Here is a 23972-nt window from a genome sequence, read left to right as displayed (position 1 = left end):
CCAAGCCTGTCCCCTTAGCCTGCGATTGCCGCTGCGTTGATAAAAGCCGTTGCCAGCTTGAAAGAAACCAGAATGGCCGCCGCACCCATCTCACCAGCCTCGATCCGGCGTGAGAGATCCTTGAGAAACAGGTCGACAAGGCGGAAGGCTACGATTTGAAGCACAAAAGCCACAATACCCCAGATGATGAGGTCCCATAGTGACACTGCCGCCGCGAGCGAAAAGGCGATCGGCAGCGCGAGGCCAACAATGGCACCACCAAGCGACAGGGCAGCCGCTACATTGCCGTCGCGGATCAAGGCCACTTCGTCATGCTTGGTGAAGCGCATGTAAACCGCAACACCCACCCCAAGCAATATCAGGCTCGTAAGAGAATGCACCATAAATATCGGCAGGCCCGCCCAAAGGGCCATCAAGGCTTCTTCCATTATTTTTCCCCTGTTGCCCGGTGGCTTATAGCCCCAGCATGTCTTTCACTGAATAGCGACCCGGCTTTTGGTCCGCCAGCCATTTTGCGGCGCGCACCGCGCCACTGGCAAACAGGCCGCGGTTTTCCGCCTTATGAGCCAGCACCAGCCGCTCGTTGGGGCTGGCGAAAATCACTTCATGCTCGCCAATGACGCTGCCGCCCCTGAGGGCCGCAAAACCGATAGTACCTTCCTCGCGTTCGCCCGTTATGCCCTCGCGCGCCGGGGTGCGAAGGTCGCAAAGCTCCCGGCCCCGGCCTTCTGCCGCAGCTTCCCCCAACATAAGCGCGGTACCGGAGGGTGCGTCCACCTTATGGCGGTGGTGCATCTCGAGGATGTCGATATCCCATTCAGGCCCAAGCTTTGACGCGGCATCACGTACCAGTGCCATCAGAAGGTTTACCCCCAGTGAATAGTTGCCAGCCTGCATGATGGTTACCTGTTTTGCGGCGGCGTCAAGCGCGGCCTCGTCAGCCGCGCTTAGCCCGGTGGTGCCAACCACCAGCCCTTTGCCGTGTTTGACGGCGAGGGCGGCATGATCGGCCGTTGCGCCCGGCGGGGTGAAGTCGATCACCACATCGGCTTCCAGGAAAACCTGCGCCGCGCCCGATACAAGCGAGGCACCCGCGCCCGGATACCGTTTGCCGACATGCGCGTGGTCAGGCCGGTCGCAGACCGCGACAACTTCCATGCCCTCAGCCTCAATGACCGCCGCGGCCACCTCGCGGCCCATACGGCCCATCGCGCCAAGGATGCCAATTTTCACCATGCCTGCCATCTTAATCGCCTCAATTTAAAATGCTTTCTTTCTAGCTAACAGGCGTCTGCACAAAAGAAAAGGCCGGGACAAGCCCGGCCTTTGTCATTTTTGCTAACGCGCGTGTTTAGCAACCGCGGTTAGAAGCGCGCCGTGAGGTCAATGCCCCACGTGCTGGGTTCTTCTAGGTTGGACGTCGGCGCACCAAAGGTGTCGCGGGCCAAACCACCGGCACCGCCTCGATAGCGGTTGTTGAAGAGATTGCGGGCGAACACCGAAACACTGAGATCATCCTCCGCGTTTGTCCAGGTAACACGAGCATTGGTGAGATTTCTCGCCTCCCCCGTATCCCATGAAACAAGGCCCCAGCTGACGGTGCCGCACGTACCATCCGCGATACATTCACCGTTTTCGCGTCTGGCGCTGGTGTAGCTATGGTCCGCATGGAACGTGAGCGATCCGCCCTCATTCCCCAGCGGCACAGTATAGTCACCGCCAAATGAGACCCGTGTCGACGGCACCCCGGTCGGGTCACCCACCGCGCTGTCGCCGCAGTTTTCACTACAGGTGATATCCTGATACCCGCCATTGGCAAAGAACCTGAGACCCGCAAGCGGTATCCACAGCATTTCAATGTCGATACCCTTACCGGACACGTCCTGATTTTGTGTCACATAACGCGGTACGCTGGAATCATCCACATCCACGAGGCGGATCGACTGTTTGTCATTGTATTTATACTTCCATACAGCCGCGTTGAAACGTACCCGGTTATCGAACCACTGCGATTTTACACCAGCCTCAACGTTCCAGACTTTTTCATTATCAAAATAGCTGTTCACCTCAACACTGTTGAAGCCACCCGCTTTATAACCGCGCGCATAGGACGCATAGACCATCGCATCATCACCAACCCGATAGTCAAAAGCGATACGGGGGCTCAGATTGTCCCAGCTTTCATCACGCTCATAGGGCACACCTTCAAGACCCCCTACATCAAAGACAATATCACCCGAGGCCGTTGGCCCGACAAAAGCCTGAAAGATACCCGTCAGTATCTGTTGCTGGATATCAGCAAGGTTACCGACCCCCGGGATCTCAAGCCGTGCACTGCCGGAAATTTCGCGGCGACCGTTGAACCATTCCCATTTTTTCTCGTCGCGTGTGTAGCGCAGGCCCGCGTTCAGGTTAAACCGGTCCGTCACCGCATACGTTACGTCCGCAAATGCTGCGTAAGCCTTGAAGGTACCCTCACCGTACATTGTTTCGGTCCAGGTGCGGCCACTCATGGTCGTCAGGCCCATATTGGCAATATCCTCAAGCGACAGGCCGGGCAGGCCCGGGTCAAAGCAGTTGAGAGGCGTATTGTTGAACGAGATAAAACCACCGAGCGAATCGAGGAAACGGCTTTCACAGGCGTTGATGCCGTCGGTTGGGTCAAAACTGGCGGCCAGCACACCAGGGGTGATGCCGATGTTATAAAGCACGGTATCGATGGAATCTGTCGTGGCGTGTGTCTGCGACTGCTGCTTGGCGTTTTCCCAAAAGTAGCTGAGACCCGTGGTCCATGTCAGTGGACCCGAGACACCATTGAGCCGCAGTTCCTGATAGAAATGCTCGTTCTCTTCGACGTTGTCGGTGTCAAAGTAAAAATCAGGGTCGGCGGTTCCGTCATCGTCCTGCAGGTTGTTCGAGGTGAACTTCTTGAAGGCGGAGACAGACGTCAGGGTCGCCCAACCAAAATCATGGGTAACATTCAGCGTGATACCGTCCAGGTCGCGGTTTTCCTCGCCGCTACCGATATCACTGGCGATGGGACCAAACGGGTCGGCACCGCCAACACTGGATGCATCGCGGAAAAAGTTCCAATCTGCATCGGGGTTCGAAGGAGTGTAACCAAAAGCGCCAAAACCCGCATAGACGTTCGCAAGCGGAATGCCGTACAACACATCAAGCGGCGTGTCCTTGGTAATAGGCAGGCCAAAAAGCGGTGCAACAGCCGCGAGGAAATCCCCGTGTCCTGGCAGGTCACCGACAGTTTGGGCACCATTGGGCGCGCGCAGATGGCCGTCAGAGACCCCGACCGCCGGCTCATCTTCGTCCTGCTTGGTATGGTCAAACTCATACGCAAGGTTCACTGCCGTGCGGTCATTTGGCTCCCAACGGAATTGCAAGCGGCCGGTCACATTGTCCTCGCGGCCATAATCCGCGCCTGTTACAGCATCGTCGATATAACCGTCCTGCTTGTTGACAAGAAAGTTGCCGCGCATGGCAATGGTATCAGTCAGTGGCAAGTTGATCATGCCGTCAAACTGCTTTTTGTCAAAGCGGCCATAGCGCAGGCGCACCTGGGCTTCGGTCTCGTCCATCACCGGCTTGCGGGTGATCACGGAAATAGCACCCGCCGCCGTATTGCGACCAAAAAGCGTGCCTTGTGGACCCTTCAGCACCTCGACGCGTTCCACATCGCTGAAGAACACGATCGCCGCGCCCGAACGGGAGGCATAGACCCCGTCGACAAACAGGCCGACAGCCGGGTCGGTGCCCACACCAAAGTCACTGGTTTCCACGCCACGCATGGAAAAACGCGGCTGGGTGACGCCGCTGATCTCAAGCCCCGGTGTATATGTCGTGATGTCCCGCAGGTCTTCCGCGGCAATGGTATTGAGAAAATCGCCGGAAAAAGCATTGAGGGTAATCGGCACATCCTGTGCCGATTGCTCCCGCTTTTGAGCGGTGACAGTAATTTCTTCCAAGGTGAAGGACGTATCGTCCTGCGCAGTGACATGGGCGCTGAGGCCGAGCACAGCAGTGCTCGCGCCTAACATGAGCGCGTTTCTAAGATAATTGGTCTTCATGGGCTCCCCTCCCGAAATGGCGGCACTCTGGCAGGCCGCACTGTTGTAGACCACAACGCACAAAACGCCCTCCCACAGGGCGGCGGCGCTGTTTCCTCGTTTTAAACGCTACACTTACTCCATAAGCTTTACTCTATGCTGGCAATCCATTCTTTCAACAGGGCGACCCCCTCCGTATGCACCATGGTGCGGCCCACTTCAGGCATCATCACGCCGGGGTCGACCGAGTTCAGCCGGTATACAAGGATCGAATTTTCAGGCTCGCCCGGCATAATGTCATAGGCAAGCCCGCCCGAACCACGCCCTGCGGCCACAGGGCGTTTTTTGTAGCCCCATGTGGTTTTATTGTCCTCATCCCAAGTGAGGAACAAACCGCTTGTGCTCGCTGGTCCCTCAAGCCGGTGGCAGTGCGCACAGTTGATATCAAGATAAGCGCGCGCGCGCGCATCAAGCGGCGCAGCGGCATCGTCAAATTCCGGTACCTTGGGCGCGTCACCGGACGCGGGCGCGCCCTCAAGCAAGCCAAGGGCAGACCAGTGGTCAAGCTGGTTTGCCGTGCCGGACGTATAGGTAAAATCACGGTTCAGGTTGCGCGCCTTCGGGCCAATGGGTGAAAACACTTTGTCGAGCGTATGGCAGCCTTTGCACTGGTTCTTGTTCGGTACCACATAATTGGTCGACCGCTCAGCCCCTGTCTCATCCAGCCATGATACCGGCAGAGTTTTGCCTGCCACCTTAAGGACAGCATCACCAAGCGCCGCGTCCCAAACATATGCCCAGGCGTTCCAGCCCTTTTCCTGACGGATCAACAGGCGGGTTTCAATCAGGCGGATGTCTTTTTCAGGGCTGCGAAAATCAGCGGGGTAGGCAAAGGTTTTCAACAGCGCAGAGCCGGTGGGGAAGTGCATCACTTCCTTGCCGTCATAGCTGGCTTTTGTGCCCTTCGGCACATAGACGAAGCGGTATTTATGCGCGTAATCAGTGAACAGGGGGGTGATCAGGCCATAAGGCACCACACCTTCCGCCGGGGCCTGAAGAGCGGCGTCCGTAAACAGCCCGTATTCAGATAAAAGTTTGGCGGGCCGCGCGCTCATGAGCGCAGCGTCATTGACCGCTGCGGCGACCGGTAAACTTGCCAGAAAGACAACCGCAGCAAGACCAAAACCAAGCTTACTCAGAACATGTTTGAACAAAGGCTGTTCTCCTTTTCGCCACAGGCACTGCTGCCGTCTATTGCTCCTGCGGCAGACGAACCGGCTCACGGGAGGGGTAGGAGCCGTCATAGTCTTCAATGTCCGTGTCAGGCGATGCACCCCAAGGCAGGATCATATCCTTGACAAATTGCAGGTTGGCAAACGTGGTGCCTTCAGCCTCGCGGATATAGATGGCTTCATCCTCATCCGGGCCGAAAAAGGCCGCCCATATACCGTTCACGGCACCGTCCCACACAATTTGTGGCACCGGCAGGCCGGTCAGCGGCGCAATGATCTCTTTGACCGCCTGGTCAGGGTCATAGCCCGCACGGCCATGTTTGTTGTCATGCACATAAACAGCACGCGGCAGCGGGTTGTAGCTGTCGTCGTTATATTCACGCGGGTAAGCCACCAGAAGGATGTTGGTGCTGGCATTGTCATGCAGCTCATTGCCAAAAATCTCGACTTCACGGTTGGCCATGATCATGATGCCGGTGCCTTTGGGTACTTCGGCAACGATATTGCCGGGCGGGGCAAAGTTCGGCGTATCATTGTTATAGACCTTGTTGTCATAGACCCGCACGCTGTGGCCGCCCATTTGCGGCAGGTTCGGCAGGTCAAACACCAGAATGCCGCCGGTGTTCAGTGTCGCCACATTATTGTAGACGTCGGCAAAATAGCTGTTCTCGATCTCGATACCCGCTACATTCAGCTCCGCGCGGCTGTTCCGCACGATGATATGCTGGCTTTGGCCAACATAAATGCCCGCGTCCGACGCACCCTTGACGACACAGCCGTCGATCAGCACATTTTTGCTTTCCACCGGGTAAAGCCCGTAGGCGCCATTTTCCGCGTTTGGCCCCCGTGTCCATTCGACCCGTACATCCTTGAAGGTAACCTGATCAACCCCCTTGGCCTTGATGCCGTCGCCTGGGGTATCTTCAATTGCAAGACCTTCGATATGGGCGCCACCTGCGGTGATAAGCAGTCCTTCGGATCCGGTTGTCTGCCCGGCAAAAGACAGGACCGTGGCATCCATGCCAGCGCCGCGCACGGTAATATTCGCAACATCAAGGGAAAGCGGACCAGTAAATGTATATTGCCCCGCAGCCAGTTCAATCACGCTGCCCGGTTCCGCCATGATCAGCGCTTCCTGAAGCGCCTCCTGCACACCTTCACCGGGTTCAATGTGTGTGACAGTATCTTGCGCAAATGCCGGCAGGCTGAAGGCAATAAAAATGGTGGCGCAAAGGGCCATTAGGCGTTTGGTCATCTCTTCCCCCTCCATTTCCATCACTGAAAGCAATGGAAACCATTAATTCTTATGGTGGAGCATGCGCCCGATTTTTTCTTTCGTCAAGAAAAAGTGAAACACTTTCATTTTATCATGGTTGGACGGGGTGCTATTTTCTCGCTACATACCGGTATTCAGGCATCACGATGGAGCAACGGTGAAAACGCGTCCCCCGAAAAAAATCCCGACGCAGGCTCGGGCCAAGGCAAAACGCGACGCCATCCTGCGCGGCGCGGTAAAACTATTGCTTGAGGAAGGACCGGCGGCGGTGACAACCACCAGCATATCGCAGGCAGCAGGCGTGCCCGTTGGTTCAGTTTACCAGTATTTTGAAGACAAGGACGACATCCTTTTCAACCTCTATCACACCGCCTATAACGAAGTGGAAAGCAAGGTGCTGGACGCGCTTGCCGCCACACCTGAAGGCCAGTCGTTTGCCCATACGCTTGGGCATCTCAACCGCACCTTCTGGCTGGCAGCACGTGAGCACCCCACCTTCCGCGCGCTGACACGCTGGGCCAACAGCCAGCGCTCGCTTTGGGAAGTTACCCCTGGCCTCGACAGTAGCCTCGCGGCACTGGTGGTCAAAACGCTGAAAATTTCGGCCATCTCCCTTCCCGATGCCCGGCGCGAGGTCATGCTGCGCACCATGGTAACCACCATTTCCATTCTGGTTGACCAGGCGATTGAGGAAGATAACGAAGCCGAAGCAGATGCGCTGATCTCCGAGATTGCGCGGCTTCTGGGCACCTATGTGAGTTGATACCCATTTTATGACAACCCTGAGCGCTTCCATCTTCGTCATTGGCGGTCTGGCTTTCACTGCCATCGCACTGTTGCTTACGCCCCTTGTCATGCGGTGTTTAGCTGCGCGGCATCAGTGGCAAAAAGTGCTTCTGGTACACGCTGTCACGGCCTTAGTGGTTTACATTGTGTGGGGGGGTATAACATGGTCCTCACCTTTTCAGGTTTACCTTGGCACGGTCACAGTAATACTTGTAATGGCTGCAGGCATTGCGACCGATATGATGCGCGTCATCAGGACCAAAGGCGCACAACTGTTGCCGCTGAATATTATCCGTGCCGTTTGTGTGGTTTTCCTGGCAGCCATATCAGCGGTTTTCCTGGGGCGCACCGCCCTTGAGCTTGGACTGACCAATAGCAGCCCGGTTCTGAAACGCGAAATCACCTCCCTTCAGTTCACGATCGGGTTTGACGGCATAGACATGCCCGCATCGGTTACCCACGTTGCTGAACGAACCCTTGATGTCTGGGTACACAAACATGAGTTTTGGCCAAAGATCTCCGTACGTGGCACAGGTAGACGGTTCCTGTTTCCCCGGATTGAGGCAGACCTACCCTTTGAACTTTATCTGGCAACAACCCGCCCCCTACAGCAACCCGTTCTCCCGGGCGGAAAACTGGCATCCACTGTATCCTTCGCAGTCAGCGACATTGTGCTGGTAAAATGTGCAGAGGAGAAAGACCAATGCTTCGCCGTAAGGCCGGTCGCAAAACCCTACCCGGAAAGCGTTAAACCAACACTGAGCTTCGCCCCCGCCTACGAACGTTTCACCTTTTCCGTGAAAATACCTGACGAGCTTGGCCTTGCCGCTGACCTCAGCTTCACATTTCAGAACTTTACCCTGCGCCCCATGGGGTTCGGCCCGCTTTCAAGCGTAAACGACAGTGGAAATATCTGGCTGCTGCGGGCATGGGACTGGTTCCCCAAACAGGTCCGTAACAATTGCAACAATTGGGGGCTGGTTTCCGAATGGAGGCTTTGCAATATCACCGCAGACACCTGGGAAACCATTGAAGCCAACAAGAAAAAAGCCGCCCGGTCATAAGGCGGCTTTTTTGTGTTTTGCAATATTGGTATCAGTTTAGTCGGTCAGATCTTCCCAAAGCTCTTTGACTTTGGAGAAAAAGCCTTCCGAACGCGGCGAGACATCATCGCCGCTTTCCTCGGCAAATTCTTCCATCAGTTCGCGCTGGCGTTTTGTCAGGTTCATTGGTGTTTCAACCAGTGTTTCTATGATCATGTCACCCGTGAAACCGCCATTCAGCTCAGGCATGCCCTTGCCGCGCAGCCGGAACTGACGACCTGACTGCGTGCCTTCCGGCACCTTGATCCGCGCGCGTTTGCCCTCAATGGTGGGGACTTCGATATCCCCGCCAAGTGTCGCCGTCGCCATCGGGATCGGCACCTGACAGTAAAGCATGTCACCGTCGCGCTTGAACAACGGGTGCGGTTTGATAGAGAGGAAAATATACAGATCCCCCGGAGAGGCGCCTCGCGTCCCGGCTTCGCCTTCCCCGGCAAGCCGGATGCGGGTACCTTCTTCGACCCCTTGCGGGATTTTGACCTGAAGTGTCTTTTCCTTGCGTACACGTCCGGCACCACCACACGATTTGCACGGGTTGGAAATCACACTACCGTTGCCGTGACAACTGGGGCAGGTACGTTCAACCATGAAAAAGCCCTGGCTTGCGCGGACTTTACCGGCGCCGCCACAGGTTGAGCAGACCTCAGGTTGCGAACCCGGCTCCGCGCCGGAACCGCCACAGGGCTCACAGCCGACCGATGTCGGCACCCGGATTTTGTCTTCCTTGCCACGAAAGGCGTCTTCAAGGCTGATTTCCATATTAAAGCGCAGGTCGTTGCCCCGGCCACCGGCCTGACCGCCACGGCGCCTACGGCCACCACCGCCGCCCATGAAGTCGCCGAAAAACTCTTCGAACACGTCAGAGAAATCAAATCCGGCGCCGCCATGGCCACCACGGCCGCCACCGCCCATACCGTGCTCAAACGCCGCGTGACCATAACGGTCATACGCTGCGCGTTTTTCCGGGTCCTTCAGGACGTCATAGGCTTCGCCGATATCCTTGAATTTTTGCTCAGCCGCTGCATCGCCCGGGTTTTTGTCCGGGTGATACTGCATGGCCTGTTTGCGGAACGCTTTTTTAAGCGTGCCGGCATCGGCATCTTTCGGAACTCCGAGAAGTTCGTAATAATCTTGTTTGGACATAAGCGGCTCCCCGCGCTGTTATGCCTCGCCTCCAGTATATCCCGCCTAACCTTGATCAGGTGACAGGCCTAAAATCAGACGCCGCCCGCCACTGATGTGGGAGGCGGCGCCCATACTGGTATGGCGTCAGGCAGCCATCTTATTTCTTGTCGTTTTCGTCGACTTCTTCAAAGTCTACATCAACTACATCGTCACCGTCTTCGGCTGCCTTCGCAGCAGCGTCAGCCTGCGCTGCATCAGCAGCATCCGGGTCACCACCGGCGGCGGCTTCCTGACCAGCTTTGTAGATCTGCTCGCCAAGTTTCATGGTGGCTTGCGCCAGGGCTTCTGTCTTCTGCTTGATGGCGTCAGCGTCGTCGCCTTCAAGCGCAGACTTCAGTTCGGTCACTGCAGCTTCGATTGCCGTTTTATCAGCGTCGGAGACTTTATCCTTATGCTCGTCGAGGTTTTTCTCGGCCGAGTGGATAAGGGCTTCAGCCTGGTTCTTGGCTTCCACAAGTTCCTTGCGCTGTTTATCGGCATCCGCGTTGGCTTCCGCGTCCTTGACCATCTGGTCGATGTCAGCGTCGGACAGGCCACCAGACGCCTGAATGCGGATCTGCTGTTCCTTGCCGGTGCCTTTATCTTTAGCGGAAACGTTCACGATACCGTTGGCGTCGATGTCGAAGGCCACTTCAATTTGCGGCACACCGCGCGGCGCAGACGGGATACCCACAAGGTCAAACTGACCAAGGAGTTTGTTGTCAGCGGCCATTTCACGCTCACCCTGGAAGACACGGATGGTAACCGCACCCTGGTTGTCTTCAGCCGTGGAGAAGACTTGCGCCTTTTTGGTCGGGATCGTGGTGTTGCGTTCTATCAGGCGTGTGAACACACCGCCGAGCGTCTCGATCCCGAGCGACAGCGGCGTTACGTCCAGCAGCAGAACGTCTTTCACGTCACCCTGCAGAACACCAGCCTGAATGGCAGCGCCCATGGCCACAACCTCATCCGGGTTCACACCCTTGTGGGGTTCACGACCGAAGAACTCTTTTACCACTTCCTGGATTTTCGGCATCCGGGTCTGACCACCCACAAGCACGACATCGTCGATCTCGCCAGCGGCGAGGCCTGCGTCCTTGAGCGCCTTTTTACAAGGCTCCAGCGTGCGCTTGATCAGGTCTTCCACCAGGCTTTCGAGCTTGGCACGCGTCAGTTTGATCTGAAGGTGCTTGGGGCCCGACGCGTCGGCTGTGATAAACGGCAGATTCACTTCAGTCTGGGTCGAGGAGGAAAGCTCGATCTTCGCTTTCTCAGCCGCTTCTTTCAGACGTTGCAGCGCCATGCGGTCGCCTTTTAGGTCGATACCGTTTTCTTTTTTGAACTCGCCCGCAAGGTAATCCACGAGGCGCATGTCGAAGTCTTCACCGCCGAGGAAAGTGTCACCGTTGGTCGATTTCACTTCAAACACACCGTCGCCGATTTCCAGCACGGATACGTCAAAGGTACCGCCACCAAGGTCAAAGACCGCGATAGTGTGGCCATCTTCGCGCTCAAGGCCGTATGCAAGCGCAGCGGCTGTCGGCTCGTTGATGATCCGCAGGACTTCGAGGCCCGCGATCTTGCCTGCGTCTTTGGTGGCCTGACGCTGGGCGTCGTTAAAGTAGGCCGGGACGGTGATCACCGCCTGGTCAACATTTTCACCGAGATAGCTCTCAGCGGTTTCTTTCATTTTTTGCAGGATCATCGCTGAAACCTGGCTTGGCGAGTATTTTTCGCCTTTGGCTTCAACCCATGCATCGCCGTTGTCCGCCTTCACAATATTGTAAGGCACCATGTCCTTGTCTTTTTGTGTGGTCGGGTCATCAAATGTGCGGCCAATCAGGCGCTTGATGGCGAAGAGGGTGTCTTGCGCGTTTGTCACGGCCTGACGTTTTGCCGCCTGGCCAACGAGGCGCTCGCCACCGTCAGCAAAACCAACGATCGACGGGGTGGTGCGTCCACCTTCCGCATTCTCAATTACTTTTGGTTTGGAGCCATCCATGATGGACACGCACGAGTTTGTCGTACCCAAATCGATACCAATTACTTTACCCATATTACCTTTTCCCTTCGTCAAGCCGACTGCTTGGGCCCTGTCGGCACCCTTGTCACAGCCTCTTTGGGTTCATGTTTTTTGCATTAATCGCTGTGCACCAAAACTTCCGGCATACAGCGCCTTTCAGCGCCTATATAGGGTCCGGCAATAGCAGCCGCAAGGGTGCGCTGCTATAATTTTTACAAGTTTAGCCATGGTAAAAGTCTTTTCCGTGGACGAAGTTGCCCACGCGTGAGTGTTGTTTTGCTTCCTCACCATCAGGCGCAAATGGTCGCGACCGGCAAACAAAGATTGAAAAAGCGCGGCCTCAGGCTAAACTCCCCTGCGTATTACAGGCACTATAAGAAAAAAAACCAGAGAAAAAACAGGCGGGGACCACAATGAACGATCAGGCAAAAGCCACGGATGAAAACAGCCAGAAGCCGGCCAAAAACGAAGCCATTGTCCTTCTGAAGGACCTTGTGGTTATCGTGCTGTTCTATCTGGTTTTCACCACCTTTGGCTGGGGCAGTTTTCATATTCCATCGGGCAGCATGGAGCCTACACTCGAAGTGGGTGACCGTATTTTTGTCTCCAAGCTTTCCTATGGCTACAATCGGTTTTCGTTCAATTTCGATCCTGATTTCATCCCGGAAGACCGCTTGTTTGACGACGCACCCGACCGGGGCGACGTCGTTGTCTTCACCCTGCCACACCGCGGCTATGAGGACTTCATCAAACGCGTGATCGGCCTGCCGGGTGACACGGTCCAGATGAAAGGCGGGCGGCTTTATATCAATGGTGAGCTGGTTGACCGCACGTTGATGCGCGATGTGAATTATACAGACTATCAGGGCCATGAACGCCGGGTGAAAGAATTTGAGGAAACCCTGCCGAACGGGGTGAAACACCGCATTTATGAGCGCACCGACCGTGGGCACTATGACAATACCGCGCTGTATGTGGTGCCGCAGGGGCATTATTTCATGATGGGCGACAACCGCGACGGCTCCGCCGACAGCCGCGAACTGGGTAATATGGGGTTTGTCAAACACGCCTATCTGGTGGGCCGCGCCGATGTGACCACTTTCAGCCTGTATGACTGTGACCAGGGCAAGGATATTTTCTGTCCAGCCGGTATCCCGCTTGGCCGCTTCTTCACCCTGATAAGATAAAGCCCCCGCAGTCACGCGGAGGCTTTTGTATCGCTAAGTTCGGCTCTTTACCCTGCGAGATCTCACACCATGCGGTGCAGGGCGCAGACTTTGTTGCCACTGGGATCACGCAGGTAAGCCAGATACAATTTCTTGCCGCCGCCTTCACGCACGCCCGGAGGGTCTTCGATCGCCTTGCCGCCGTGCTTCAGCCCGGCCGCGTGCCAGGCGTCGACCATCTCGGGGCTGTCAGCCGCAAAACCGATGGTGCTGCCGTTGGCGCAGGTCGCCGGGTTGCCGTCAATGGGTTTTGAAAGCGAAAACACGCCGGTTTTTTCAAAATAAAAACACCGGCCTTTCTCATCTATCACGCCCGGGCGATGACCAAGAACCTCCATCAGCGCATCATAAAATTCTTTCGACTGGGCAACATCATTTGCCCCTAACATAACATGACTGAACATGGGCAGTTCCTCTCCTTGCCAGAAATTATATCTGTTGCTGAAGTAAAGCCGAACGGAACCGGGTCAATGGTGGCGGCACTATCTTTATCGTCTGCCCCTTGTTGGCCTAGGCGTTCCAGATCGGTGTTTCAAACTTTCTCATAAAGGCTTTATGGGCTTCAATCTCTGCATCACTTACAGGGAAGCTACGCTTCTCGCGCTTTTTCTTCTCGCGCGCCACAAGCCCTGCGCCACTGTCCACCGCGAGGTCAAGACCCGCCTGCCTGCCGCCCAGAAGTTCGATATAAACATCCGCCAGTATCTCGGAATCGAGAAGCGCGCCGTGCAGCGTACGGTGGCTGTTCGACACACCAAAGCGTTTGCAAAGCGCATCCAGCGAGTTGGCCGCCCCCGGAAACTTGTTCCGCGCGATGGCCAGAGTATCAACGAAGCGCTTCACATGGATGATGGGCTTGACCGCGTTTTCCAGTTCCCAGTTGATGAAACGCATATCAAATTCGGCATTGTGCGCGACAAGCACGCTGTCTCCGCCAACAAATTCGAGGAATTCGTCTGCGATATCGGCAAAAACAGGCTTGTCCTTGAGGAAGTCCGTTGTCAGGCCGTGAATTTTCACCGCCGAATCCGGCACATCACGCTCCGGGTTGACATACTGGTGGTAGTGACGGCCGGTGAGTGATTTATCGACCATCTCGACAAGGCCGATTTCGATCAGCCGGTCGCCCGTCAGCGGGTCGAACCCCGTGGTCTCGGTATCGAAAATCAGTTCGCGCACACTCGTCATTGCTGCTCCAGCTCCGTCACAATGTTTTTGACCTGCGCAAAAGCGTGCTCAAGGCCCTTGTCTGTCTCGATGATATAATCGGCGCGGGCGCGTTTGTCACGGTCCGGCACTTGCAGGCTGAGGATATGGTCAAACTTTTCCGCTGTCATACCAGGGCGGGCGAGCACACGTTCACGCTGGATTTCTGCGGGCGCAGACACCACCACCACCTTGTCGCAAGCCTTTTCGCCGCGTGTTTCAAAGAGCAAAGGGATATCCAGCACCACAAATTTCGCGCCGGCTTGCTCCGCTTCCGCAAAAAAACTGATACGCGCTTCAGCCACCATGGGGTGCATGATGGCCTCAAGCCGTTTTTTTGCCTCCGGGTCAGCAAACACAAGGGCACCGAGCTTGCCCCGGTCCAACACACCGTCACTAACCACACCGGGAAAGGCCGCCGCAATCAACGGAATGGCCGCGCCGTCCCTGGCCTGCAGCTTGTGCACCTCAGCGTCGGCATCGAACACCGGTACATCAAGCCGGGCGAACATCTTTGCCGTTTCCGATTTGCCCATGCCGATAGAGCCTGTCAGCCCGACGATCTTCATTGGAACACCGCTTCAAGCCGGGCGCGTAGCGCGGCGTCATACTCGGGCATAATGTCAAACCACACCTTGAAGGCAGCAGCGGCCTGATACACCAGCATGCCAAGCCCGGTCACGGTCCTGAGGCCAAGCTTTTCAGCCTCTGCGAGCAGGGGAGTGATCAAAGGCTGGTAGACAATGTCATAGACAACCGTGTCGCGCGCGCATTTTGAAATATCGAGCTCCAGTGCGTCATTGCCGTGCATGCCAAGGGTCGTTGTATTAACGATAAGCCCGGCCGTAAGCGCTACATCGTTACGCTCTTCCCAGTCTACCACCACCATGCGGCCGCGGCCGATATCCTGCGCAATAGCCTCAGCTTTTTTACGGGTGCGGTTGGTGATCACCACAAAGGGCAGGTTTTCATTAAGAAGGCCAAGGGCCGCCGCGCGCGCAGCACCGCCCGCCCCCACAACCAGAGCTGGCCGGTCCCTGGGCCAGGATGGCAGGCTTTTCTCAAGGTTAGCGAGCAAACCGATACCGTCGGTGTTGAACCCTGTTGTGGTGCCGTCCACATCGATCTTGACCGTATTGACTGCCCCCATCAGGCGCGCGAGCGGGGCCAGTTTATCCAGATACGGAATAATGGCCTCCTTGTGCGGAACGGTCACATTAAAACCTGAAAAACCCTTGGTTTTCATGTCCTCAACAGCGGATGCCAGATTTTCCGGCTCCACAGTTATTTTTTCATATTCACCTTCGATGCCGTGCACCTGCATCCAGTGGTTATGGATCACCGGCGACAGCGAATGCGCAACAGGCCAGCCAATGACAGCAGCTCGTTTGAACGTTGGCGATGTCATAGCGGTAAAATCTCCCGTCTGCGCAGATAATCCAGTACCGGCAATAGCGGCAGGCCCAGCACGGCGAAAAAATCACCCTCCACGCGGGTGAAAAGCTGCGCGCCCAGCCCTTCCAGTTGATAGGCACCCGCAGACCAATAGGCCGCATCACCAATGGCATCAAGATAGTGGGTAATATAATCATCACTGAGCGTCCGCATGGTCAGCTTGACGGATTGTGCTGCGCGCCAAACCGGTTGCCCGTCCTCATAGATAACAGCGGCAGAGACAAGCTCATGGCTCCCCCCCGATAGACCCTTCAGCGTTGCTGTAGCAGCGTCGCGCGTGACAGCTTTCGAATATAGAATGCCGTCCTTGAAAATAACCTGATCACTACCCAGCACCAGTTTGCCGGGCTTTATTGCAGATACGCTGCGGGCTTTCATGTCGGCAAGTGTGTCAGCGATATCGCGTGCGGGGGCGTGCTCGGCCACAAGGGCATCTTTGATAGCATCTTCATCCACCATGGGCCTGATGGTCGAGAATATGACGCCAGCCGCCGTCAGCATATCCGCCCGCGTCTTGCTGCCGGATGCCAGTATCAACTCAGTCATTTCAGTCATTGCCGTTCGCGCCCGAACTTTGTTTGTCGAGCCAGGCATTGTAGCGGCTGATGATGGCAGCGGCGGTTTCCTCGATCGACCGGCGGGTCACATCAATGGTTGGCCAGCCACGTTGTGTGCAATATTTGCGGCATTCCTTGATCTCCTCCTGAATGTGGGAGATGTCGGTATAGTCGCCTTCTTCGTCCTGATTGATCGACCTGAGCCGGTTGGTGCGTATTGCCACCAGCCGTTCGGCGCTTGTGGTCAGGCCGATAACAAATTGGCCTCTGATTTCATCCAGCTCCCGCGGCATAGGACAACCGGGCACAAAGGGCACGTTGATGGTCTTGTACCCCTTGTTGGCCAGATAGATGCTGGTGGGTGTCTTGGACGAGCGCGATACGCCGACGAGAATGATATCAGCCTGCGGCATATCCTGCGTCAGCTGGCCATCATCATGGGCCATGGTAAACTGGAGCGCGTCGATGCGTTCAAAATAATGCGTATCCAGCTTGTGTTGCCGCCCCGGCTTGTGTGACGCCTGCACCCCGAAGTAGGACCCCAGAAGGTTGATCACCGGATCAAGAATAGAAAGCACCGGCAGGCTGGCTTCCATAGCTTCGCGTTCCAGTGCTTCACGGATCGGCACATTAACCAAGGTATACATGATGAGGCCGGGTTGTTCGCGGATATCTTCCATCAACCGGCTCATTTGCATGGCGGAACGCACCAGCGGCCAATAATGTTTTTTAACATTTACACCTTCAAACTGCACCAGCGCGGCCTGCACAATGGCCTCCAGCGTTTCGCCAGTTGAATCTGAGACAAGATGCAGGTGAAATTCATCCTCCTGGTCTGCAATAGCAGTTACAGGCGAGACATTGTCAGGCGTATTTGAGGCTGGCGGAATAGGTGGAAGACTCATGGGAATAGCCTGTGGATAACTTGTTGATGAAGCGGTTGATAACCAGCCTAAGGCCTTTACCCCCAATTTGTGAAGTGTTTGTTCAGCAAGCTGTCACAATTTTACACAGGCCGGCACAGAGGGGAAAACAAGTGTCAAAAAACACTATATTTTGATGTTATCCCCGTTATCCACATAGTATTTAGGGTCATAAAACTGCCGTTTTGGTTAAGACTTCAGGCTGTTATACACATATAGTGCTACGCTTGGCCGCACAGAGCTTGTTTGTGCACAAGATTGTGGATAAATCGTTTTCCACATGATTCACAGGCATAAACAACAACTACTATTATTATATATAAATAGATATTTAGTAGTAAGAGGGATGCTCCTCGTTTTAAAATCCACGCCTAACGTTCCAGGATATTTTCATGGCAAAACTTCTTCTTGATACCCTTAAGGGAAAACCTTCTGATCGCGTGCCCTTCTGGTTCATGCGGCAAGCAGGACGATATTTGCCTGAATACCGTGAAGTGCGCAAAACCGCGCCGTCCTTCATGGATTTTTGCTACAACCCTGACAAGGCAACAGAGGTAACTCTGCAGCCGATCCGGCGTTACGGCATGGACGGTGCCATTTTATTTGCCGACATTCTTGTGGTACCAGACGGACTAGGCCAGAAAGTATGGTTTGAGACCGGTTTTGGGCCAAAGCTGACACCGGTGAACGATGAAGATACATTCGCAGCGCTATCCCTTGATGGCTTCCATGACCGTGTGGGCAATGTATATGAAACCTTGCGCCGGTTAAAAGTCGCCTTGCCTTCAGATGTGACCCTGCTTGGCTTTGCTGGCGCGCCCTGGACTGTTGCCACCTATATGATTGAAGGCGCGGGCAGCAAAGACCATGCGGCTGCACGGCAAATGGGTTACGGCAAGCCGGAGCTGTTTGGCAAAATTCTTGATATGCTTGTGGATGCCACGGCCGAGTATCTTATTGCCCAGATAGACGCTGGCGCTGATGCTGTGCAGATTTTTGACAGTTGGTCAGCGGCTATCCCGGAACCCATGTTTGAAAAATGGGTGATAGAACCCACCCGTGCGATTGTGGATAAAATTCGCGCCAGACACAAAGAGACGCCGATCATCGGTTTCCCAAGGCTATCCGGTGCCATGTTGCCTGAATTTGTTGACCGGACGGGCGTGAATGCTGTCTCGCTTGACACGGGTGTGCCGCTGGGCTGGGCGCGCGATAAGGTCCAGAGCAAGGTTTGCGTACAGGGCAATATGGACCCCCATCTCGTAGTCTCAGGTGGGAAAGCCATGACGGATGAAGCCTTGCGTATCCTTGAGGCCCTAGAAGGCGGTAGCCACATATTCAACCTTGGCCACGGTTTTGTGCCGCAAACGCCGCCGGAGAATGTTGCGCTTCTCGCAGAAACCATTAAGACTTTTCGCAGGTAAGGCGCACTGGTCTCGTCAACCGCGCGCAGAGGTCAAAAAATTCGGGGGATGTTATGGAAGGTTATCTGGGCGAGTTTTATCTCTGGACCAAGGCGCTGCATATTGTCTTTGTCATTTTCTGGATGGCAGGCATGTTCATGCTGCCGCGGTATCTGGCATATCACTGCGAATGCGCGGTGGGTTCCGAGGAAGACCAGAAATGGATCGACCGTGAACGTCGGCTGATGCATATTATCATCAATCCGGCAATGATTGTAACTTGGGTTTTGGGCATTATGCTGGTGGTCAATATTGGGCTTTCTGCCGGCGGCTGGCTTCATACCAAGCTGCTGCTGGTCGTGCTTCTGAGCGGGTTTCACGGCATGTTGTCGAAGCATCGTAAGGCGTTTCAGCGCGGCGAGCGCACAAAGGACGCCACCTTTTTCCGCCGTATCAACGAGGTGCCGGCAATCTTTATTTTCGCCATTGTGCTTCTGGTGGTGCCAAAGGCATTTTGATATTCCTGTTTTGGTACCAAAATTCTTGACACTGATGCCGATCATGGTAGCTTGACAGCCATCGGTGCGCGCTGTCTATGGTGCGTACCAGTTCAATTTCCCTGAAATCGCCGGAATTTGCGTTGAGTATACCGGTAGATCAATTTCCAAAAGACTTGGGCAACTAATAGAAAAATGCCCCGACAATCTGGAAAATCTCCTTTAATAACAAGAATATGGACGATCCCATGCATTTACAGGATCTCAAGAACAAGACCCCGGCGGACTTGTTGTCGCTTGCTGAAGAAGTAGGCGTAGAGAACGCATCAAGCATGCGCAAACAGGATATGATGTTTGCCATTCTCAAACAGTTGGCGGAAGACGATATCGAAATTTCCGGTGGCGGTGTTATCGAAATTCTTTCTGATGGCTTTGGCTTTCTGCGTAGCCCCGAAGCAAATTACCTCCCTGGCCCGGATGATATTTATGTCAGCCCCAGCCAGATCCGGCGTTTTGCGCTCAGGACCGGTGATACGGTTGAAGGCCAGATTCGCGGACCCAAGGATGGCGAACGTTATTTTGCCCTGCTGAAAGTCTCGCTCATCAACTTCGACGAGCCAGAGAAAACCAAACACAAGGTTCACTTCGACAACCTGACCCCACTTTATCCGGACAGCAAGCTGAAGCTTGACCCCGATGATCCCACGGTCAAGGACAAGTCACCAAGGGTGATCGACCTTGTGGCACCTATCGGTAAAGGCCAGCGTGCGCTTATCGTGGCACCACCCCGGACCGGTAAAACAGTTCTGCTGCAAAACATCGCCAAAAGCATCTCTGCCAATCATCCGGAATGTTATGTCATCGTGCTTCTGATTGACGAACGCCCGGAAGAGGTGACAGACATGCAGCGCAGTGTGCACGGCGAAGTGGTTTCCTCCACATTTGATGAGCCAGCCTCGCGTCACGTTCAGGTTGCTGAAATGGTGATAGAGAAAGCCAAACGCCTGGTTGAGCACGGCAAGGATGTTGTGATCCTGCTTGACAGCATCACCCGCCTCGCGCGCGCTTACAATACCGTGGTGCCATCATCAGGCAAGGTTCTTACTGGTGGTGTAGACGCCAACGCACTGCAGCGGCCAAAACGCTTCTTTGGTGCCGCGCGGAATATCGAGGAAGGCGGTTCGCTGTCGATTATAGCGACGGCACTCATTGAGACCGGCAGCCGGATGGATGAAGTCATCTTTGAGGAATTCAAGGGTACCGGTAACAGTGAAATCGTGTTGGACCGCAAGGTGGCGGACAAACGTGTGTTCCCGGCGATTGATATCCTCAAGTCCGGTACCCGGAAGGAAGAACTTCTGGTTGATGCTGGCACGCTGTCCAAGATGTGGGTGCTGCGCCGTATCCTGACCCCAATGGGCACAGTGGACGCGATGGAATTCCTGCTTTCAAAGCTCAAGGACGCGCCAAACAACGAAGATTTCTTCTCCCAGATGAACAACTAGGGCTGGGAAATCCGGATCAAAAGTTTAGGATGAAGGGCCTGCACACTGCAGGCCCTTTTCTTTTCAGGATGAACCATGCCCGGCTCAGCTCTTATCATTATCGACGTGCAATATGCCATTGATGACCCGCGCTGGGGGGTTGCGTTGCAATGCGGATGCAGAAGCCAATATGGCACGGCTTCTGGCCTATTGGCGCACGCAGGCCTGGCCGCTTGTGCATATCCGCCACGACAGTGTCAGTGCAGCCTCGCCCTATGCGCCGGGCAAAGCCTCGCACGCCTTCAAAAGCGAAGTTATGCCTGAGGCAAACGAGGTCATTATAGGCAAAAAAACAAACAACGCCTTTGTTGGCACCCGGCTTGAAGGGCATCTGCGGGCGAGGGGTATTGAGGATGTCATTATCTGTGGCGTGCTGACGCAACATTCGGTGGACAGTACAGCCCGCATGGCGGCAAGCCTCGGTTTTGATGTGACTGTTGTCTCCGACGCTACGGCTGCCACAGAAGTGGTTGATGCCCGGGGTGTCACATGGGCGGCTGAGGATGTTCATGAACTCACGTTCGCACACCTCGCTGCCGATTACGCCGTGATAGCCACCACCCATGAGGTGATGGCAAACCAGTCTTAAGCCGCAGAAGCAATATGCGTATCAGAGATGCCAAGCTCCGGCAGCCAGATAAGATGCTGGCGCTTGATCATATGGTTCTGCCAGTGCAAGGGTTGTAAGTTGAAGGCGTCATCTGATCCGCCGCGTGATAACGGGGTGATCAGGTCGACCTTCCAGCCGAATTCACCCAGTTTGCCGTGGTCCATAAAACGGATAGTTCTGCCGCAACTGTCTCGGCGGTATATATCCGGGTCGTGACCATTGATCTTTGACGCTTTCTGCCAGACTTCGGTTTTTCTGATCTCGGTAGCGTCGCGGAACCGGTAGCTGTCAAATTCACCATACATGTTCAGCCTCCGTAGACTTGCTGCAGGGTTCACTAACTACTCGGAACAGAGGTGATTTTGGCTGCATGCCAAACTACACTATACCTAACTATATATTGTGATATCTAATATAAGATTAACAACATGTAGCTGTGTAGTTTCCATAAATGTTTGATAAAGGCGGCGGGTTAGGGCGCGCTAGGCAGCTGGAAACATATCTTGCCAACAAGGGCAGCAAGGGCCGCTGGTGCCTCAAGCGGGATCATATGCCCGCTGTCGTTCACTTCACGCAGGCTTATATTGTCCGCGTGTGCCGCAAATTTTTCTATCGCTGTGAAGGGCACCATGGCGTCGTTCCTTGCCATGATAAAGTGCACTGGTATAGGCAGGGAGAGCAATGCTTCTGTCACGCTGGGCCGGTTGAGGGGGGCAAGCAACTGGCGCATGAGTTCATCCTGACCGTGATCCCGCTCCATGGCGAGGACGGTGCCGGTGATGGCCTCGTCTGCCATATGCCTTTCATGGATAAATTGCCGAAGCCGGGTCTTCGACATGCCGCGGTAGGTCAGGCGACTGAGCATTTCCGCGTTGCGCTGCCTCAGGCTTTTTTCTTCTTCAGACAGGCCGTAGGGCGAGGCTGCTATCACCGTCAGGCTTTTGAAGCGTTCAGGATGATTGATTGCCACCATCATCGCGAGATACCCGCCCAGTGAAAATCCGACAAGGTGACACGGCTCATCAGGCGCTTGGGCGAGCACTTTAGCCTGCATAGCATCCAGTGTTTGTGAACCGGTGTAATCGGCGTGGTGTGCTTCTGCGCCCGGAAGGTGCTTAAGCATGGGTGTCCAAAGCCGAGCGTCACACATGGTACCGGGGACAAGATATAAGGCGCCGCCAGCCATCATGGCAGCAGGATGGTCTGACCGGTCGTGGCGCGCGCTTCAAGTGCCGTGTGGGCGGCCTCAGCTTCCTTGAGGGCATAACGCTGGTTGATGTCTGCCTTGATATGACCTTTGGCAATGGCATCAAACACCCGGCCGGTGCAAAGCTCCAGGTCGTGGCGCGTGGCGACATAGTCCATCAAAGTTGGTCGCGTGACAAAAAGGGAGCCCTTTTGCGCCAGAAGGCCGGGAGGAAACGGCTCCACAGCGCCGGTAGCGTTACCGAAGGTGACCATGGTACCGCGCGGTTTCAGTACATCAAGCGAACCCATGAAGGTGTCCTTGCCGACACTGTCATAAACCACCGGCACGCCGTCGCCGTTCGTGATCTCCCGTACCCGCGCGGGAAAGTTTTCTGTGGTATAATTAATGGTGTGGTGACAGCCGTGCGCACGCGCAAGTTCGGCCTTGGCGTCGCTGCCCACCGTGCCGATAACGGTAACACCCAGCGCGTTCAACCACTGGCAGGCGATCAGCCCCACGCCGCCCGCGGCCGCGTGGAAAAGCACAGTGTCCCCAGCCTTAACTGCATAGGTGCGGAAGATAAGATATTCCACTGTGCAGGCCTTGAGCATGAGAGCAGCGGCATCTTCGTCGTTCACGCTGTCCGGCAGGTGCACAAGCCTTGCTGCAGGAAAGTTGCGCTCATTGGCATAAGAGCCAACCGGCCCGGCGGGGTAGGCGACCCTGTCGCCCACCTTGAAGCCGGTCACACCGTCACCAAGCGCCTCGATAACACCCGCAGCTTCAAGTCCCGGCGTGGCGGGCAGCGGCAGCGGGTAAAGCCCGGTGCGGTGATAGGTATCGATAAAATCAAGCCCGATGGCGGTATGCCGGATACGCACTTCGCCTTTGGCTGGTGCATCAAGCGACCGCGACGACCATTCAAGAACGTCCGGACCACCGGTTTTGTGCATCACAATCGCCTGGCTCATGGCTTTAGCCTTTCAGATGGTTTTCAAAAAATGCGGCGGTGCGGGTGTTGGCCAGTGTTGCGGCTTCACCGTTCCAGTTCACGCCGTCAGGGCGGGCGAAGGCATGGTCAACGCCTGCGTAGGAATGGATGGTAATATTGCCATTGTCGGCCAAGCCTTCCTTGATGCGTGCCTGGGCTTCCTTGTCGACAAAACCGTCTTCCTCGGCGATATGCATCATAAGCGGGGTCGTGATTTTCGCCTTGTCATCCAGTTTACTATCGAGGCCGACGCCATAATAACAGACGCTGGCATCCACGTCGGTTTCCGCAGATGTCTTGAAGGCAAGCAGGCCGCCCAGGCAGTAGCCAACCGCGCCAACCTTTCCGCTGCCGCCTTCAATAGTGCGTGCAACCTCAACCGTGGCAGCGATATCCTGCATGCCTTTCACGTGGTTGAAGTTCTGAAAATAGCGGAAAGCTTCGTCCCACTCTTCCTGGGATTTATCGGTGATGTCCACGCCCGGCTTCATGCGCCAGAACAGGTCCGGGCAGATGGCGATATAACCGTCACGCGCGAGGTCATCACAGATCTGGCGCATGCCTTCGTTAACGCCAAAAATTTCCTGCAGCGCGACGACAACCGGGCCTTCACCGCCCTCCGGCTTTGCCACATAGGCCTTGAAGCTGCCGCTGCCATCTTTTGCCGCGATATCGATATAGTCTGCCATGCTGTTTTATTCCTTCTCGAGCCTGCGGGTTTCCTCA

Annotated in this window: 24 protein-coding genes; 7 read left to right on the top strand and 17 right to left on the bottom strand. The window is 55.4% G+C overall.

The genetic code is table 11. From position 1 onward, the window contains the following. Positions 1-14: 14 nt before the first annotated feature. The 5 genes from ACN0VM_RS01885 to ACN0VM_RS01865 all read right to left on the bottom strand — a co-directional run bounded on the left by ACN0VM_RS01885 (position 15) and on the right by ACN0VM_RS01865 (position 6548). Complete coding sequence (locus ACN0VM_RS01885; protein WP_417449133.1) at positions 15-428, bottom strand: DUF350 domain-containing protein; 414 nt, start codon at positions 426-428, stop codon at positions 15-17. 25 nt (positions 429-453) lie between these two features. Further along, positions 454-1236, bottom strand: a complete 783-nt coding sequence (dapB, locus tag ACN0VM_RS01880) for a 4-hydroxy-tetrahydrodipicolinate reductase (RefSeq protein WP_417449250.1) — start codon at positions 1234-1236, stop codon at positions 454-456. 128 nt (positions 1237-1364) lie between these two features. Further along, positions 1365-4082, bottom strand: coding sequence for a TonB-dependent receptor (locus ACN0VM_RS01875; RefSeq protein ID WP_417449132.1), 2718 nt, complete (start codon positions 4080-4082; stop codon positions 1365-1367). 128 nt (positions 4083-4210) lie between these two features. Then, on the bottom strand, positions 4211-5275 hold the full coding sequence (locus ACN0VM_RS01870) for an SO2930 family diheme c-type cytochrome (protein WP_417449131.1): 1065 nt from the start codon (positions 5273-5275) through the stop codon (positions 4211-4213). A 37-nt stretch (positions 5276-5312) separates the two neighbouring features. Continuing rightward, positions 5313-6548 carry a parallel beta-helix domain-containing protein gene (locus tag ACN0VM_RS01865; protein ID WP_417449130.1) on the bottom strand — a complete coding sequence of 412 codons (1236 nt, stop codon included), beginning with the start codon at positions 6546-6548 and terminating at the stop codon, positions 5313-5315. Positions 6549-6726: 178 nt separating this feature from the next. Here ACN0VM_RS01865 and ACN0VM_RS01860 point away from each other — a divergent pair, with 178 nt between their 5' ends. Both ACN0VM_RS01860 and ACN0VM_RS01855 read left to right on the top strand, forming a co-directional pair. Next, positions 6727-7332: a TetR/AcrR family transcriptional regulator gene (locus ACN0VM_RS01860; protein WP_417449129.1), complete on the top strand. Its 606-nt coding sequence runs from the start codon at positions 6727-6729 to the stop codon at positions 7330-7332. A gap of 10 nt (positions 7333-7342) precedes the next feature. Then, positions 7343-8419, top strand: coding sequence for a hypothetical protein (locus tag ACN0VM_RS01855; protein WP_417449128.1), 1077 nt, complete (start codon positions 7343-7345; stop codon positions 8417-8419). Positions 8420-8455: 36 nt separating this feature from the next. Here the strand turns inward: ACN0VM_RS01855 and dnaJ are convergent, their stop codons facing one another. Together dnaJ and dnaK are read right to left on the bottom strand one after the other, a co-directional pair. Then, positions 8456-9601, bottom strand: a complete 1146-nt coding sequence (gene dnaJ / locus ACN0VM_RS01850) for a molecular chaperone DnaJ (RefSeq protein WP_417449127.1) — start codon at positions 9599-9601, stop codon at positions 8456-8458. 139 nt (positions 9602-9740) lie between these two features. Continuing rightward, complete coding sequence (gene dnaK, locus ACN0VM_RS01845; protein ID WP_417449126.1) at positions 9741-11678, bottom strand: molecular chaperone DnaK; 1938 nt, start codon at positions 11676-11678, stop codon at positions 9741-9743. Between the two features lie 380 nt (positions 11679-12058). Between dnaK and lepB the strand changes: the two genes are divergently transcribed. After that, positions 12059-12832, top strand: a complete 774-nt coding sequence (lepB, locus tag ACN0VM_RS01840; RefSeq protein WP_417449125.1) for a signal peptidase I — start codon at positions 12059-12061, stop codon at positions 12830-12832. 62 nt (positions 12833-12894) lie between these two features. Here lepB and ACN0VM_RS01835 read toward each other — a convergent pair whose 3' ends face one another. The 6 genes from ACN0VM_RS01835 to ACN0VM_RS01810 form a co-directional block, all read right to left on the bottom strand. After that, positions 12895-13275, bottom strand: coding sequence for a VOC family protein (locus tag ACN0VM_RS01835; RefSeq protein WP_417449124.1), 381 nt, complete (start codon positions 13273-13275; stop codon positions 12895-12897). 106 nt (positions 13276-13381) lie between these two features. Continuing rightward, positions 13382-14050, bottom strand: a complete 669-nt coding sequence (gene dnaQ, locus ACN0VM_RS01830; protein WP_417449249.1) for a DNA polymerase III subunit epsilon — start codon at positions 14048-14050, stop codon at positions 13382-13384. A 5-nt stretch (positions 14051-14055) separates the two neighbouring features. Further along, positions 14056-14646, bottom strand: a complete 591-nt coding sequence (gene coaE / locus ACN0VM_RS01825) for a dephospho-CoA kinase (RefSeq protein ID WP_417449123.1) — start codon at positions 14644-14646, stop codon at positions 14056-14058. Then, positions 14643-15485: a shikimate dehydrogenase gene (locus tag ACN0VM_RS01820; protein ID WP_417449122.1), complete on the bottom strand. Its 843-nt coding sequence runs from the start codon at positions 15483-15485 to the stop codon at positions 14643-14645. The genes coaE and ACN0VM_RS01820 overlap by 4 nt, the downstream gene beginning before the upstream one ends. Next, entirely contained in the window at positions 15482-16087 is a 606-nt protein-coding gene (locus ACN0VM_RS01815) for a Maf family protein (protein ID WP_417449121.1), read from the bottom strand. Before ACN0VM_RS01815 ends, ACN0VM_RS01820 begins: the two co-directional genes overlap by 4 nt. Further along, a complete protein-coding gene (locus ACN0VM_RS01810) occupies positions 16080-16994 on the bottom strand; it encodes a pyruvate, water dikinase regulatory protein (RefSeq protein WP_417449120.1) in 915 nt (304 codons plus the stop codon). Before ACN0VM_RS01810 ends, ACN0VM_RS01815 begins: the two co-directional genes overlap by 8 nt. A gap of 410 nt (positions 16995-17404) precedes the next feature. Here ACN0VM_RS01810 and hemE point away from each other — a divergent pair, with 410 nt between their 5' ends. The 4 genes from hemE to ACN0VM_RS01790 all read left to right on the top strand — a co-directional run bounded on the left by hemE (position 17405) and on the right by ACN0VM_RS01790 (position 21045). After that, a complete protein-coding gene (gene hemE / locus ACN0VM_RS01805) occupies positions 17405-18436 on the top strand; it encodes a uroporphyrinogen decarboxylase (RefSeq protein ID WP_417449119.1) in 1032 nt (343 codons plus the stop codon). A 53-nt stretch (positions 18437-18489) separates the two neighbouring features. Next, positions 18490-18933, top strand: coding sequence for a CopD family protein (locus ACN0VM_RS01800; protein ID WP_417449118.1), 444 nt, complete (start codon positions 18490-18492; stop codon positions 18931-18933). Between the two features lie 227 nt (positions 18934-19160). After that, positions 19161-20417 carry a transcription termination factor Rho gene (gene rho, locus ACN0VM_RS01795; protein ID WP_417449117.1) on the top strand — a complete coding sequence of 419 codons (1257 nt, stop codon included), beginning with the start codon at positions 19161-19163 and terminating at the stop codon, positions 20415-20417. 169 nt (positions 20418-20586) lie between these two features. After that, positions 20587-21045 carry an isochorismatase family protein gene (locus tag ACN0VM_RS01790; protein WP_417449116.1) on the top strand — a complete coding sequence of 153 codons (459 nt, stop codon included), beginning with the start codon at positions 20587-20589 and terminating at the stop codon, positions 21043-21045. On the opposite strand, the gene ACN0VM_RS01785 is transcribed toward ACN0VM_RS01790, so the two are convergent. From ACN0VM_RS01785 to ACN0VM_RS01770, 4 genes are all read right to left on the bottom strand, one after another. Beyond that, positions 21042-21371 carry an HNH endonuclease gene (locus ACN0VM_RS01785; protein WP_417449115.1) on the bottom strand — a complete coding sequence of 110 codons (330 nt, stop codon included), beginning with the start codon at positions 21369-21371 and terminating at the stop codon, positions 21042-21044. The two genes, ACN0VM_RS01790 and ACN0VM_RS01785, sit on opposite strands and share 4 nt — an antisense overlap. Positions 21372-21538: 167 nt before the next feature. Next, complete coding sequence (locus ACN0VM_RS01780; protein WP_417449248.1) at positions 21539-22252, bottom strand: alpha/beta fold hydrolase; 714 nt, start codon at positions 22250-22252, stop codon at positions 21539-21541. Beyond that, positions 22252-23226 (bottom strand): quinone oxidoreductase family protein, encoded by a 975-nt coding sequence (locus tag ACN0VM_RS01775; protein WP_417449114.1) that lies wholly within the window; start codon positions 23224-23226, stop codon positions 22252-22254. Before ACN0VM_RS01775 ends, ACN0VM_RS01780 begins: the two co-directional genes overlap by 1 nt. A 4-nt stretch (positions 23227-23230) precedes the next feature. After that, entirely contained in the window at positions 23231-23935 is a 705-nt protein-coding gene (locus tag ACN0VM_RS01770) for a dienelactone hydrolase family protein (RefSeq protein ID WP_417449113.1), read from the bottom strand. Positions 23936-23972: the final 37 nt, after the last annotated feature.

The sequence above is a fragment of the Kordiimonas sp. genome (assembly GCF_048260245.1).
Classification (GTDB): Bacteria; Pseudomonadota; Alphaproteobacteria; order Sphingomonadales; family Kordiimonadaceae; genus Kordiimonas.
This window is presented reverse-complemented; position numbering and strand designations above follow the sequence as displayed.